This is a genomic window from Winogradskyella sp. PC D3.3 (assembly GCF_054366245.1).
Map to the genome: position 1 here is coordinate 1831320 of NZ_CM135962.1, position 14590 is coordinate 1845909.

Below are 14590 nucleotides of genomic sequence, written 5' to 3' on the forward strand. Positions count from 1 at the left end.
GGTAATGGTAATGGTAATGGTAATGGAATTTGGTACTAGCATGCTAGAGTTAGCGACTTATGTAATAGCTAAGACGGGGTACTCTTGCTGGTTTTAATAGCTTTGATATTGCTTCATGTTTAGGTCTTACGGTTATGATAAAGTCTATTGTTATAAATCCCAATACTCCAGAAATACTAGTTGTCGATATCTTTTGGATGATGGGTTTTACTACTATTTTAATTTCATTTATAATGATTCCAAAACGTTGTGAATAGGAAGAATACATGAAATCAATTGATTTGGTGCTTCAATCGTTCTCACTTTAAAATAACGATCTTTTTCTAGTTATCTATTGAGGGTGTATTTTAAAATATATTTCAAGAAGTATTAATAGTAGAGTTATTCTCAAAAAGAAAGTCGCCTGAAAATTAATTTCAGGCGACTTTTTTATTTAGTAAATAGAATTATCAATTCTTCTATTTTGAAATAACAAACTTCTTCGTTATGCTACTATTTCCTGTAGTGATTTTATAAATATATAAACCAGAAACTAAGTTATTACCGTTAAAATCAGCGTTGTAAACTTTACCAGAATGAACTTCTTTATTGAATACAATACCTACGTTACGACCATTGATGTCATAAACTTCAATAAGTACATTTCCAGAGGTTTTTGGTGTGAATTCAATATGTGAAACACCGTTTGTTGGATTAGGGTATGTTTTAAAACCTATCGCATTAGCGTTTGGTGTGTTTACGCCTAATAAGTCATCTTTTCCATTAAGATAAGCGTCAAGATCAAAATCTTCACAATTAGCTAAGGCAACAACACCGTCTAAGTCATAACCATCATTAGTTCTTGATAATTCATTGTTGTTAACTACAGCAACATAGTATATAAAATCAAAATCACCAGCATCTGATATATCTATCATATTGTCAGAATTACATACAGTTCCAGCAAAATGATAATTAATGTTATCCGCAGAAACGTAGATATCAGCATATTCACCACTTGTTTCACAATCTGTGCTATTGAAACTAGTCTCTACAAAAAGTAAATCATCACCTTCTTGGTTGTATACAGCTCCATTAAAAGTTAAGGTGATTTCTCCTCCATAACCAAGCGATGTAAATACGTATTCATCAGTTGTTTCTGGTTCTCCAAGAACGTTTTCAGGAGTTTCAGTTCTAATAGGGTCAATATCACCACCACTTATTGTTGTTCCGCCATAATACTTAATGAAGTTTGTGGCATAACATTCAGCAGGGTTAGGTAGTAATGGATCATTACATCCTGTTAATGCAACAACGCCGTCTAAATCAAATCCGTCGTTAGAAACAGAGCCTTCAGGGGTTGTATCTACAATTTTAACGTCTGTAATATATGTTAGGTTGATAGGGGCGTTACTTATGTCAAGATCATTAGATCCTCCTGTTACAACAGATCCTATAAAGTAAAAATCAATACCGTTTTGTGAAACGTAAACGTTAGCAGATTCTGGATAGTTAGCGTATGTTGCATTATTAAATGTCGTTTCAGCTATAGCAATATCTGCACCTTCATTGTTAAGAACAGCTCCATCAAAAATGATAGTAACTTCACCACCATATCCTAGTGATAAAAAATTAATAGTGTCGTCCATTTCTGGTTCACCCAAAGCGTTGTTTGTGTTCATTCTTTCTAAAATTGATAAGGGTTGTCCTGAACTATCTAAACCAGGGTTATAGCTAATTGCAGCTGAAGCGTAACAAACTTGTGTTGGTATGTCTTCACATCCAAATACGGCTTCAATACCGTCTAAATCATAACCGTCTCCATTGGCCATAGTTGTCGTATCTGTAATTCTAATTTGAGATACGAAATCTAAACCAGTGCTTTCTATATCGATAGCACCATCACGACAAATGGTTCCATATTCAATCCATGTGTCACCATATTGAGATAATTCAATTAATGCGGTTTCATCATCAGAGTTGCCACAAGTATCTCCCGAAAATGATGTTTCGTAAATCATGATATCAGTTCCGGCTTGGTTAAATACGGCACCACCTAATTTTAGGGTAATGCTACCATTGATACCTAAAGAATAAAAACCACCGTTTAAATTCGCTTTGTCTGGTGTGTATAAAGCCGAATTTACATCAGAACGATTGGCTGCAACGGGTGAACCGTTAGTCTGTAAGCCTTGAGTAGCAGAAATAACCTCTACAGCAGTACAGTTATCTTGGGTATTGTTTTGAAAAGCGTTTAAGTTGGTTGTCATAAAAGTTGCAACGCTACATATAATAGGTAGTAGGTGCTTAGTAAAGTTTTTCATAAGTATATGCATTTGGTTAATAACAAGGCAATATTATGAAGGTATTTATGAGCCGTCTAAAAAAAGCGAAGACGGCCATTAAAAATCGATAAAAGGCTTCTATTTTCTTTAAAAAACAAATTTTATCGTTGTAAGGAATTACTCCTAAACTGCAGTGCTTTTATCTGTGAAATAGATTGATATGAGAAAGTGATTGTTTTTTAATCTGTAGAAATAGAACCAGAAAATTCTAGGTCTTTTAAATTTTAGTTGGTATATTAAGGAGTAAAAAAGTCGTCTAGAAAATAGTATCTAGACGACTTTTAAATTTATATAATGTAACTAATTAAGAAATATTAGCACTTTTTACTGTTTTTATAATTCTACCAGCAATTTTGTAAGGGTCTCCGTTAGATGCAGGTCTTCGGTCTTCTAACCAGCCCTTCCAGCCTTGTTCTACTGTGATAATTGGAATACGAATTGAAGCCCCTCTATCTGAGATACCATAGCTAAAATCGTGAATAGAAGCCGTTTCATGTTCACCTGTTAAACGTTGGTCATTAAACTCACCGTAAACTGCGATATGCTCTTTTACAACAGGTCTAAAAGCTTCACATATTTTTTCGTAAGTCTCTTTGCTACCACAAGTTCTTAAAACTGTATTAGAGAAGTTAGCGTGCATACCAGAACCATTCCAGTCCATATCTTTTCCTAATGGTTTAGGATGATATTCTATATAGTAACCATATTGTTCTGTTAAACGATCTAAAAGGTATCTTGAAACCCAAATTTCATCACCAGCTATTTTAGCTCCTTTAGCAAATAATTGATATTCCCATTGGCCAGAAGCAACCTCTTGGTTAATGCCTTCAAAGTTTAAACCAGCAGCAATACAAAGATCGGCATGTTCTTCTACTAAATCTCTACCATGTGTGTGTTTTCCACCAACCGAACAATAATACATTCCTTGTGGGGCAGGATAACCACCAATAGGAAAACCTAAAGGTAATTGTGTTTGTGTATCCATAATAAAGTACTCTTGTTCAAAACCAAACCAGAAATCATTGTCATCATCATCAATCGTAGCTCTACCATTAGAGATATGAGGAGTTCCATCGGCATTTAAAACTTCAGTCATTACTAAGTATCCATTCTTTCTAGCAGGATCTGGATAGATGGCAACAGGTTTTAATAAACAATCTGAAGCTCCACCAGAGGCTTGTCTTGTAGAAGAGCCATCAAAAGACCAAATTGGGCAGTCTTCTAATTTACCACTAAAATTTTCCTCAATTTTAGTTTTGCTTCTCATGTTTTGAGTAGGCTTGTAGCCATCAAGCCATATATACTCTAATTTAGATTTACTCATTGTGCTGTGATTTAATGTTTAATTACATTACAAATATTACTTTTTTTTTAACCCATCAAAAAAAACAGGGGTGTTTTAGGTTAAATGAGGTTAATTATTGTTGATACCCTATTTTTTAATGGGTAATTGGCGTTATTTTAAATATTTTGTATTTTTGACCTTAAAAAATAATAATATGTCAACACTTAGATTTCATGCTGTAAAAGCATCATTAAAAAGGAAGCCAGTAAAGATTAAAGAAGAAAAGCGTCGTTCCGAAATTTTTGGCTCTAATGTGTTTAACGAGGTCGCTATGCGTCAATATTTAACCAAAACAGCGTTAAATAGTGTTTTAGAAGCTATTGAAAAAGGCACAAAGATAAACCGACTTGTTGCGGACCATATTTCAACAGGAATGAAAGAATGGGCCATTTCAAAAGGAGCAACGCATTATACGCATTGGTTTCAACCTTTAACAGGAGCAACAGCAGAAAAACATGATGCCTTTTTTGAAACTATTGGAGATGGACTAGCGATTGAAAAATTTGGTGGCGACCAATTAGTGCAGCAAGAGCCTGATGCATCAAGTTTTCCTAATGGCGGTATAAGAAATACATTTGAAGCAAGAGGGTATACGGCATGGGATCCTACGTCTCCAGCTTTTATCTATGATAAAACATTGTGTATCCCTACGGTATTTGTGTCCTATACAGGTGAAGCCTTAGATTTTAAAACTCCGCTTTTAAGGGCTTTACAGGTTGTAGATAATGCTGCTGTAGCGGTTTGTAAATATTTCGACAAGAATGTAAAACGAGTCAGCACTTCTTTAGGATGGGAGCAAGAATACTTTTTAATCGATGCTGGCTTAGCAAAATCGAGACCCGATATTTTATTAACAGGAAGAACGCTTTTTGGGCATTCGCCTGCTAAAGGACAGCAATTAGATGATCATTATTTTGGGACTATTCCGGCTAGGGCAATGGCTTATATGCGCGATTTAGAACATCAATGTATGTTATTGGGAATTCCTGTTAAAACAAGACATAATGAGGTTGCTCCAAACCAGTTTGAATTGGCTCCTATATTTGAAGAGGCGAATTTGGCAGTTGACCATAATTCATTGTTGATGGATATTATGCATAAAATAGCTAAGCGTCATAATTTTACAGTGCTTCTACACGAAAAACCATTTGCTGGTGTAAATGGGTCAGGGAAGCATAATAACTGGAGTTTAAGTACTAATACAGGAGTAAACTTATTATCTCCTGGTAAAACTCCGATGAGTAACCTTCAGTTTTTAACCTTCTTTATTAATACCATTAAAGCCGTACAAACTCATGAGGAAATACTACGAGCAGCAATTGCTTCGGCAAGTAATGATCATCGTTTAGGGGCAAACGAAGCACCACCTGCGATTATATCCATTTTTATTGGCGATCAATTGACTAAAGTGCTTAGCGAGTTAGAAACAGTGACTAAAGGGAAATTATCTCCTAAAGAAAAAACAGATTTAAAACTCAATGTAGTAGGTAAAATACCAGAGGTTATATTGGATAACACGGATAGAAATAGAACATCATCATTTGCTTTTACGGGTAATAAGTTCGAGTTTAGAGCAGTTGGCTCTACAGCTAATTGTGCTAATCCAATGACTGTTCTAAGTACCATTGTTGCTAAACAATTAATGGACTTTAAAATTGAAGTCGATGAGTTAATCGATAAAAAAGCAATGAAAAAGGATGATGCTATTTTTAATGTTTTAAGAGAGTATATTAAAACATCAAAAGCCATTCTTTTCGAAGGTAACGGTTATAGCGAAGCATGGGAAAAAGAAGCTAAAAAACGCGGCTTAAGTAATAATAAAACAACACCTCAAGCTTTAAAAATTAAAAAGGCCAAGCCAACCATAGCGCTTTTTGATAGCTTAGGGGTTATGAATAAAGTAGAGTCAGAGGCGCGCTACGAAATTGAAATGGAGGATTATATTCTTCACTTACAAATAGAAAGTAGAGTTATTGGTGATATTGCTAGAAATCATATTGTACCAACGGCTGTAAGGTATCAAAATATTTTAATTGAAAATGTTACTGGGCTAAAGACTATTTATGGAGAGCGATTTAAAGATTTTGCAAAAGCACAATTGGTTCTTATAGAGCAAATTTCGGGGCATATAGAAGCGATTAATGATACAGTTACTAAAATGACAGATATGCGAAAAGAGAGCAATAAGCAAACGAGTTTAGAAAAGAAAGCAGATGGCTACTCTAATAAGGTGAAGCCTTTGTTTGACGAAATTAGATACCATTGTGATAAATTAGAATTGATGATTGATGATGAGTTATGGCCATTAACCAAATATAGAGAGCTTTTATTCACGAAATAACCAATTTAATGCTTCTTGAAAGCGTTTTAGCAGATAATGCCGTACGATGAAATACGTATATATACGTACAACTCACGGCGGCAAATTTGCGTTTTGTGCAGTTTGTCGATGACATTAAACTAGTTGTCGAAAAGGTGGAGAGGTGAAGGTAAATAATTGAGAATAATCATTTTAGCAATACGGTTATTTCGTACTTTTGTAGGGCTATTAATCAATATTTGTAAAAATGAAAAAGTTACTACTTAGTGTAGCAATTCTTGTTGGAGCAACTCTAATTCTTTCTCAAGACAATTCAGGTGAATTGAATAATGTGAGTAATGATGATGTTGTAAGTGTTCAAGTAAATCTACCATCGAATCTTAAAAATTAAGATAAAAAAAATATAAGGTAATATTTACCTTTTAGATTATAAGATAAAACCGATTAATCGGTTTTATCTTTTTTTGCCTTAGAGATTCCTTTTTGATAATCTGCAATTTGATAAATATTTTTCTATATTGTACAACTTCTAACTTGACGTTGAATCGATGTATTTATTAAAAGGAATATGAATTCCAAATCCAATAGTGTTTTATTGAGTATTGTAATATCGGTATTATTCTTTAATACCTTATTTTCTCAAGAAGAAACGGATAATAAAAAAGATAAGTCTATTGCCAATCGATTTTCATTTTTTGAAAAAAGAGGATCTCATGCCATTGATATAGCCGCTGGTTCCGCAATCATTAATGGTGATTATCCAGATTCAGAATTTGAACTTTATTTTAGGGTAGGTTACAGGCATCATATTACAAGTCATTTAAATGTAAATTTCTCGTACAATAAGTATAATTTAGCCGTGAAAAATGTCTACAACGAAGGATTTATGTCTTTTGATTTTAATGTAGAATATGTTTTGAGTCCATTTACTAATGTTACTCCATTTCTATATGCAGGCGGAGGTTACAACGCTTCCAATTATTTTGTTACAACTGCAACAAAGGCACAAGGAGGTTTTGGTATTGAATTTCTCCTTGCAGAAGGTTTAGGTTTCAAAGTGTTTGGGGAATACAACTATATGTTCACTGACGATCATCTTGATGGTTTTATGGATGGTGAATCAAATGATACATTCGTTAGAGTAGGTTTAGGTCTTAATATGTACTTCGGTGGCAATAAGAAAAAAGAGATGCTTAGAAAAAAAATGAAAACTGTTATTAATTCCAACTTAATCATTCCTTATAATTAAACGCAATCCTTACTTTTGCATCACCAATACTAATTTAATAGTGCTATGAGTAATTCGGTGAGTAAAAGATATGCGCAAAGAGGTGTTTCTGCTTCAAAAGAAGATGTGCATAATGCGATAAAGAATATCGATAAAGGGTTGTTTCCTAAAGCCTTCTGTAAAATAGTTCCAGATTATTTAGCTAATGATACGGACTACTGTTTAATTATGCATGCAGATGGAGCAGGTACAAAGTCCTCATTAGCTTATATGTATTGGAAAGAAACAGGTGATATTTCAGTATGGAAAGGTATTGCGCAAGATGCGTTAATTATGAATGTTGACGATTTACTATGTGTGGGTGCAACCGATAATATCATGTTGTCTTCAACTATTGGGAGAAACAAGAATTTGATTCCTGGAGAGGTGATTTCTGCAATAATTAACGGAACAGAAGAATTAATTGAAGATTTGAAATCATTTGGTGTAACCATTCATTCTACAGGTGGTGAAACTGCAGATGTAGGAGATTTGGTAAGAACTATTATTGTCGACTCTACAGTTACAGCACGTATAAAACGATCTGATGTTATTGATAATGCTAATATTTCTGAAGGTGATGTTATTGTAGGGTTAGAGTCTTTTGGACAAGCGTCTTACGAAACCGAATATAATGGTGGTATGGGAAGCAATGGCTTAACTTCAGCAAGACATGATGTGTTTTCTAAATATTTAGCTGAAAAATACCCTGAAAGCTTCGATGCTACAGTTCCGGAAGATTTAGTGTATTCTGGACAAACAAAATTAACGGATGCTGTTGAAAATTCACCAATAGATGCCGGTAAATTGGTGCTATCACCAACACGAACGTATGCACCAATTATAAAAGCAATTTTAAATACATATTCTAGTGAAGCTATTCACGGAATGGTGCATTGTAGCGGAGGTGCACAAACCAAAATCCTTCATTTTATAGATAATCTTCATATTGTAAAAGATAATATGTTTAAGGTTCCACCGTTATTTAAACTCATTCAAGAACAATCTAAGACAGATTGGAAAGAAATGTATCAAGTATTTAACTGTGGTCATAGAATGGAGCTGTATGTAAAACCAGAGGTTGCGGATGCTATTATAGCGATTTCAAAATCGTTTAATGTCAATGCTAAGATTATTGGTAGAGTAGAAGCTTCAGATAAAAAACAACTTACTATTACTAGCGAATACGGTACATTTACGTATTAAATTTTTAAGCATGAAAAACTGTCCGTGGTTTATTTTTAGTGTATTTGTGTTATGTTCGAGTGTGCTTTTTGCTCAGCCAGATTCGTTGTATTTTCTGAAGAAAAAAAATGAACCAATTCAATTGGGATGGAGAACTAAAAAAGAAATTGGCTTAAATCTTAATCAGGTGTCATTTACCAATTGGAATTCTGGTGGTACAAATTCTATTTCTGGAATTGTCACAGGAAAGGCCGAAGCAAAATATAAGCAAGAAAAATGGTATTGGAATTCTAATTTCAATATTCGCTACGGTTTAAATAAGCAAGAAGATTTAAATATTAGAAAAACAGAAGATGTTATAGAGGTTATTTCTAATGTCGGTTTAGAAAAAGATCCTAAAAGTAATTGGTTTTATTCTTCCAAATTTAGTTTTAACTCGCAGTTGGCTAATGGGTATAATTACCCTAATAGAGATGAGCCAATTTCTAAATTTTTAGCACCAGGTTATATGTTTTTTGGTTTAGGGATGGAGTATGGTCGATTTATTGAACGACTGTCCTTTTATGTCTCGCCATTTACTTTAAAAACAACTTTTGTCTTAGATGATGATTTGGCTAATAAAGGAGCTTTTGGTGTCGATCCCGCAATTTATGATTTGGAAGGGAATATGCTGAAAGAAGGGCGAAAAGTAAAACAGGAATTAGGTATCTTATTAACGAATCAATACGAAGAAGAGCTTTTTGATAATATAAAAGTCTCAAGTCTATTGCGATTATATACCGACTATATTAATAGTTTTGGTAATATTGATATAGAGTGGGAACTGAATTTAGATATGAAAGTGAACAAGTTTGTGAAAGCAACTTTAGGGTCGCACCTTAGATACGACGATGATATAAAAGTTAAAGTTGAGACGAATGAAGTTACCAATGAAGAAAATGTTATTGTGGGGCCTAAACTGCAGTGGAAACAAATTTTAGGAGTTGGTGTTGTTGTGGATTTAGATAATATTATTAGATCTAGTAGATCATCTTAATGCAATTCTTATTGTACACACCCTGCGCTTAAGTAGTTGTAGTCTTCAAGTTCCGTCAATTGATTAATCTTTTTAGTCGTGCCGTTTTTTAGCAAGTATATAATGTCTGATGTCTCAATGATATGTTGGTACATATGGTCCGAAATAATGATGATTTTGTGTTTCTTTTCTGCTGTAATAAGTGCTTTTACCGTTTCAATATGTAATGGAGATATGTGGGAAAAGGGTTCGTCTAAAAATACAATTTGACTTTTCGTTTTTAGGATAATATAGGTTTCAATAAGACGTCTTTCTCCTCCAGATAATGTCTTGATTTTAGAATTTTTATAGATTGAAAACGCTTCAAAATTTTCAATAAAGAGAGGCCAATTTATACCGTATAATTTAAACACAAAAGAAAGGGTCATAGCTCTTGGGATAAAATTATATTGTGGTAGATACTTTGCGAAACCTTTTGTGAATAAGGGTTTACGAAGCGGTTTGTTATCTAATCTCACTAGCATGTATTTTGGTTTTAAATTTCCGAATGCAATATTGAGTAAACTGCTTTTACCACAACCATTTCTGCCTAAAATAGCGGTAACAGTTCCTGTTTCAGCTTTTAGATATATGCCATTTAAAACCCGTTTGTTTTTAAAGTAAAGTTCTACATTGTCTAATTCAAATATCAATTTTAAATACTATTTATATGAATTCCTTAAATATGCTAAGGAATATAATGGTTAAAGCACAATCCACAATAAATATAATGGAAAAGAGCTTAATGGACGAAATGCCTAAATTTTTATAAATTGTTAATTTGCGCTTATTCGGAGTTTCATTCACATAATACCATGCGAAAACCGTAAGAAATAATTTGGTAAATATTGCTGGCACTAAACACGGATTAAAAAACGCAATTATGGCATTAACAACAAAAGACCAAACCACAAACGGTTTGTAAAATGTAAGTATAGCTAGGAATCGATACATACTAGATAGGTAACGTTTGTTTTATGTATTTTATTTTTTTATATGTTGAAATGTCCTTAAATCCATCGCTTCAGAATCCATAATTTATCGTATTTTTGAATTCCAATTTTTGAAGAGAGATGTTAGAGAAAATACAGATTGTAAAACAACGTTTTGATGAGGTAAATGATCTTATCATACAACCCGATATTATAACAGATCAGCAGCGCTACACAAAGCTGATGAAAGAATACAAGGATCTTAAGTTAATTGTTGATAAAGGCGAAATTTATAAAGACGCCTTAAATAATATATCTGAAGCTGAAGAAATTATTGCAGATGGTTCTGATGCCGAAATGGTAGACATGGCTAAAATGCAACTCGAAGAAGCTAAAGAAACTATTGATAAGCTTGAAGAAGAGATTCGGTTTATGTTGATTCCTAAAGATCCTGATGACGCTAAAAATGTCGTAGTTGAGGTACGTGCAGGAACTGGTGGAGATGAAGCTAGTATTTTTGCAGGTGATTTATTCCGAATGTATTCTAAGTACTGTAGCGATAAAGGTTGGAAAGTTGATGTTGTGAGTCAGAGTGACGGTACATCAGGTGGTTTCAAGGAAATTATCTTTGAGGTTTCAGGTGAAGATGTGTACGGCACATTAAAGTTTGAGGCAGGTGTTCACCGTGTGCAACGTGTACCACAAACCGAAACTCAAGGTCGTGTGCATACGAGTGCTGCAACCGTTATGGTGTTACCAGAAGCGGAAGAGTTTGATTATGAATTAGACATGACGGAAGTTCGTATTGAACGTACCACATCTACAGGTCCTGGAGGTCAGTCGGTAAATACAACGTACTCGGCTATTAAGTTACATCACGAACCTACAGGAATGATTGTGAGTTGTCAAGATCAAAAATCATCACATAAAAACTTAGAAAAAGCCTTAAAGGTATTACGTTCGCGTTTATATGATTTAGAATTAGCCAAGCAACAAGCTGCTGATTCTGAAAAACGTAAGAGTATGGTAAGTTCGGGTGATAGATCGGCTAAGATTAGAACTTATAACTATCCACAAGGACGAGTAACAGATCATAGAGTGCCAGGTTTAACACTTTACGATTTATCAAATATCATTAATGGTGATATTCAAAAAATAATAGATGAATTAATGTTAGCCGAAAACACTGAGTTGTTAAAGGCGAACGATGATGTAATTTAAATTGAAGCCTCCTTTTGAGGCTTTTTTTATACTATGACCACACAACAACTTATAGACCAAATCAAAAAAAAACAATCCTTTCTTTGTATTGGATTAGACGTCGATTTAAATAAAATTCCAAAGCATTTATTAAAAGAAGAAGACCCTATCTTCGCTTTCAATAAAGCGATTATAGATGCAACGCATCATCTATGTGTTGCTTACAAACCCAACACAGCCTTTTACGAAGCTTACGGCATAAAAGGTTGGCAAGCTTTAGAAAAAACAATTAACTATCTCAAAAAAAACTATCCTGAAATTTACACTATTGCAGACGCCAAACGTGGAGATATTGGAAATACCAGTACTATGTACGCTAAGGCGTTTTTCGAGGATTTAGGTTTTGATAGTGTCACAGTGGCTCCTTATATGGGAAAAGATTCAGTTGAGCCTTTTTTGACTTTTAAGGATAAACATACCATACTATTAGCTTTGACTTCAAATGCAGGCGCTTTTGATTTTCAAACAAAAACGGTTGATGGAGTAGAGCTGTATAAGCAGGTTTTAGAAACCTCTAAATCTTGGGAGAACTCAGAAAACCTGATGTATGTGGTTGGTGCAACTAAGGCCGAATACTTAGTGGATATCAGAACAATTATTCCTGATAGTTTTTTATTAGTACCAGGTGTTGGAGCTCAAGGTGGAAATCTTCAAGAGGTCTGTAAATATGGTATGAATGATTCTGTAGGGTTGTTGATAAACTCATCGAGAGGAATTATTTATGCTTCACAAGAAGAGGATTTTGCAGAAGCTGCTGTAGAAAAAGCCAAAGAACTTCAATTGCAGATGGCCAAAGAATTGAAAGCATAATTTTATATAAACAACAAACGCTTAATTGTTGTTAAAACTTAAAAACTCAAACTTTACTAATGAAAACTTGTATAGACCAATTAAATCGTAAAATTTTATTTGGTCGCAAACCAAAACGCATTGTTTCATTAGTGCCTTCTCAAACAGAGCTATTAGTAGATTTAGGTTTAGAAGCTTTTATATTAGGTGTGACAAAGTTTTGTGTGCATCCAAAGCATCTTAGGATGTCTAAAGCGGTTGTTGGTGGGACTAAAAAAATTAATGTTGAAAAAATTAAAGGACTTCGTCCCGATATTATTCTTTGTAATAAAGAGGAAAATACAAAGGAAATGATTGAAGAGTTGAAAGCTATTGCTCCAATTCATATTAGTGATATTTATAATCTTGAAGATAGCTTTGAGCTTATAAAAATGTATGGAGATATCTTTGAGGTTGAAAAAAGAGCTTCTGACTTAATCGATCATATTAAAATTGAACGTGAGGCCTTTCAACTTCAAAGTCAAAGTAAAGCGAAATTAAAAGTGGCTTATTTTATTTGGAAAAAGCCCTGGATGGTTGCTGCTTCTGAGAACTTTATTGATATTATGATAAAAGAAGCGGGTTTTGTAAATGTGTTTGAATCTGAAAAGCGCTACCCGGAAATCGACTTAAGTAATCCGAAATTAAAAGAAGCAGATCTTATTTTTCTCTCTAGCGAACCTTTTCCGTTTAAGGAGGAGCATGTTTTAGAATTGAAAGTTCAATTTCCTGAAAAAACCGTTAAAATTGTGGATGGTGAGTTGTTTTCTTGGTATGGGAGTCGCTTGCTAAAGTCTTATAGCTATTTTCAAACACTTCACAAATAAACATAAAAAAGTCGATACCTAACTACAATACCGACTTCTAACTAACTATTCTAAGATTTAACTAACTCAATCTTTTGCTCTGCAAAGATGATAACTTTAATTGTTTTGTAAGTTAAGGGAATGTTAGGGTATAATTAAGTGTAATTTAATAAGTTAGGATTAGTTGGCTTGTACGTCTGAGTTGTATACAACAAATCCTAACTTATTAATTTTATAGAGGACTTTAGTGGCTTTGTATTCAGAAAAATCACTTAAAGCGTGATCTGTTTGTCTTAAGTTATAAGCATCTTCAATAAGTTGAATATACTTTTTCTTAAGCTTTCTTCTTTTTTTAATATCTTATCTGAATAGCTCACTATTAAATTTTAATAAATACGTTAGTAAATTACTAAATTTTAGTCAGAATAGATGTTTTTTATTTAAAAAATAGCAAAATTGTTTAAATAATTGTTATTTAGTCTTGTAGTGCAAAGACCTTCTTTAATAAATCTGTGCTACGAGAAGATGCTTTGGTTCTAATTTCTTTTTCTTCAACAGCAATCATAGTATAAACACCTTTTAAAGCTTCTTGGGTGACGTAATCCGTTAAATCTGGGTTTACATTATTGGTTAGGGGAATGTTATTGTATTTCGTAATGAGATTCGACCAGATTTGATCTGCTCCAACTTTACTAAATGAATTACTAATAACGGGCTTAAATTTATTATAGAGTTCGGTTTGTGTTTTTGTCGTTAAATAAGCTGTAGCCGCATTATCGTCTCCTAAAAGAATAGTTTTAGCATCGTCAAAAGTAATGTCTTTTACGGCATTTACGAATATTGGTGTTGCTTCAGATACAGCATCTTCAGCTGCTCTATTTAATACTTTTAAGCCTTCATCAGCTAAACTACTTAGTCCAATTTTACGAAGCGCACTATCTACCTTCTGTAGTTCTTCTGGTAAAACGATTTTGACTAGTTCATTTTTAAAGAAGCCGTCTTCTGCAGTTAATTTACTAACTTGTTTTTCAATACCTGTGTCTAACGCTTCTCTTAATCCAGCTGCAATGTCAGTATTACCTAAAACATCACTGGTGCCTTGAGGTAAAGAGTCAACAACTTGTTGTAGTTCAGCGCAAGCTGTTAAATTGAAAACCATTAGTAGGGCAAAAATTCTTTTAATCATAATTTAAGTTTTTTTTTAGTTGGTAAAGATAATTTATATAGGCAAAAACACTTTAACTTTTAGATCTAATATTAGACATTCGA

The 14590-nt window shown here is 33.5% G+C and carries 13 protein-coding genes; 8 read left to right on the forward strand and 5 right to left on the reverse strand.

The genetic code is table 11. The annotated features are described in order from the left end of the window. Positions 1-458 precede the first annotated feature (458 nt). Positions 459-2303 (reverse strand): T9SS type A sorting domain-containing protein, encoded by a 1845-nt coding sequence (locus tag ACXGSQ_RS07850; protein WP_458629059.1) that lies wholly within the window; start codon positions 2301-2303, stop codon positions 459-461. Positions 2304-2628: 325 nt separating this feature from the next. Next, positions 2629-3648: a glutamine synthetase beta-grasp domain-containing protein gene (locus ACXGSQ_RS07855; RefSeq protein ID WP_458629060.1), complete on the reverse strand. Its 1020-nt coding sequence runs from the start codon at positions 3646-3648 to the stop codon at positions 2629-2631. Positions 3649-3823: 175 nt separating this feature from the next. Between ACXGSQ_RS07855 and ACXGSQ_RS07860 the strand changes: the two genes are divergently transcribed. The 5 genes from ACXGSQ_RS07860 to ACXGSQ_RS07880 all read left to right on the forward strand — a co-directional run bounded on the left by ACXGSQ_RS07860 (position 3824) and on the right by ACXGSQ_RS07880 (position 9477). Continuing rightward, positions 3824-6010, forward strand: coding sequence for a glutamine synthetase III family protein (locus ACXGSQ_RS07860; RefSeq protein WP_458629061.1), 2187 nt, complete (start codon positions 3824-3826; stop codon positions 6008-6010). Positions 6011-6236: 226 nt separating this feature from the next. Further along, a complete protein-coding gene (locus ACXGSQ_RS07865) occupies positions 6237-6380 on the forward strand; it encodes a hypothetical protein (RefSeq protein WP_458629062.1) in 144 nt (47 codons plus the stop codon). 177 nt (positions 6381-6557) lie between these two features. After that, positions 6558-7238, forward strand: coding sequence for a Curli production assembly/transport component CsgG (locus tag ACXGSQ_RS07870; RefSeq protein ID WP_458629063.1), 681 nt, complete (start codon positions 6558-6560; stop codon positions 7236-7238). A 45-nt stretch (positions 7239-7283) separates the two neighbouring features. Further along, entirely contained in the window at positions 7284-8462 is a 1179-nt protein-coding gene (locus ACXGSQ_RS07875) for an AIR synthase related protein (RefSeq protein WP_458629064.1), read from the forward strand. Positions 8463-8472: 10 nt separating this feature from the next. Continuing rightward, positions 8473-9477 carry a DUF3078 domain-containing protein gene (locus ACXGSQ_RS07880; RefSeq protein ID WP_458629065.1) on the forward strand — a complete coding sequence of 335 codons (1005 nt, stop codon included), beginning with the start codon at positions 8473-8475 and terminating at the stop codon, positions 9475-9477. 8 nt (positions 9478-9485) lie between these two features. On the opposite strand, the gene ACXGSQ_RS07885 is transcribed toward ACXGSQ_RS07880, so the two are convergent. After that, entirely contained in the window at positions 9486-10148 is a 663-nt protein-coding gene (locus ACXGSQ_RS07885; protein ID WP_458629066.1) for an ATP-binding cassette domain-containing protein, read from the reverse strand. A gap of 420 nt (positions 10149-10568) precedes the next feature. On the opposite strand from ACXGSQ_RS07885, the gene prfA reads away from it, so the two are divergent. From prfA to ACXGSQ_RS07900, 3 genes are read left to right on the forward strand one after another with little or no spacing between them, the layout of a single operon-like run. After that, positions 10569-11648 (forward strand): peptide chain release factor 1, encoded by a 1080-nt coding sequence (gene prfA, locus ACXGSQ_RS07890; protein ID WP_458629067.1) that lies wholly within the window; start codon positions 10569-10571, stop codon positions 11646-11648. Between the two features lie 33 nt (positions 11649-11681). Then, the gene (gene pyrF, locus ACXGSQ_RS07895; RefSeq protein ID WP_458629068.1) at positions 11682-12497 is read left to right on the forward strand and encodes an orotidine-5'-phosphate decarboxylase; all 816 of its coding nucleotides are present in this window, start codon (positions 11682-11684) and stop codon (positions 12495-12497) included. 59 nt (positions 12498-12556) lie between these two features. Beyond that, positions 12557-13342: an ABC transporter substrate-binding protein gene (locus ACXGSQ_RS07900; protein WP_458629069.1), complete on the forward strand. Its 786-nt coding sequence runs from the start codon at positions 12557-12559 to the stop codon at positions 13340-13342. 159 nt (positions 13343-13501) lie between these two features. On the opposite strand, the gene ACXGSQ_RS07905 is transcribed toward ACXGSQ_RS07900, so the two are convergent. Together ACXGSQ_RS07905 and ACXGSQ_RS07910 are read right to left on the reverse strand one after the other, a co-directional pair. Then, positions 13502-13678, reverse strand: a complete 177-nt coding sequence (locus tag ACXGSQ_RS07905; protein ID WP_458629339.1) for a Lacal_2735 family protein — start codon at positions 13676-13678, stop codon at positions 13502-13504. Between the two features lie 118 nt (positions 13679-13796). Next, positions 13797-14507 carry a DUF4197 domain-containing protein gene (locus ACXGSQ_RS07910; RefSeq protein ID WP_458629070.1) on the reverse strand — a complete coding sequence of 237 codons (711 nt, stop codon included), beginning with the start codon at positions 14505-14507 and terminating at the stop codon, positions 13797-13799. Positions 14508-14590: the final 83 nt, after the last annotated feature.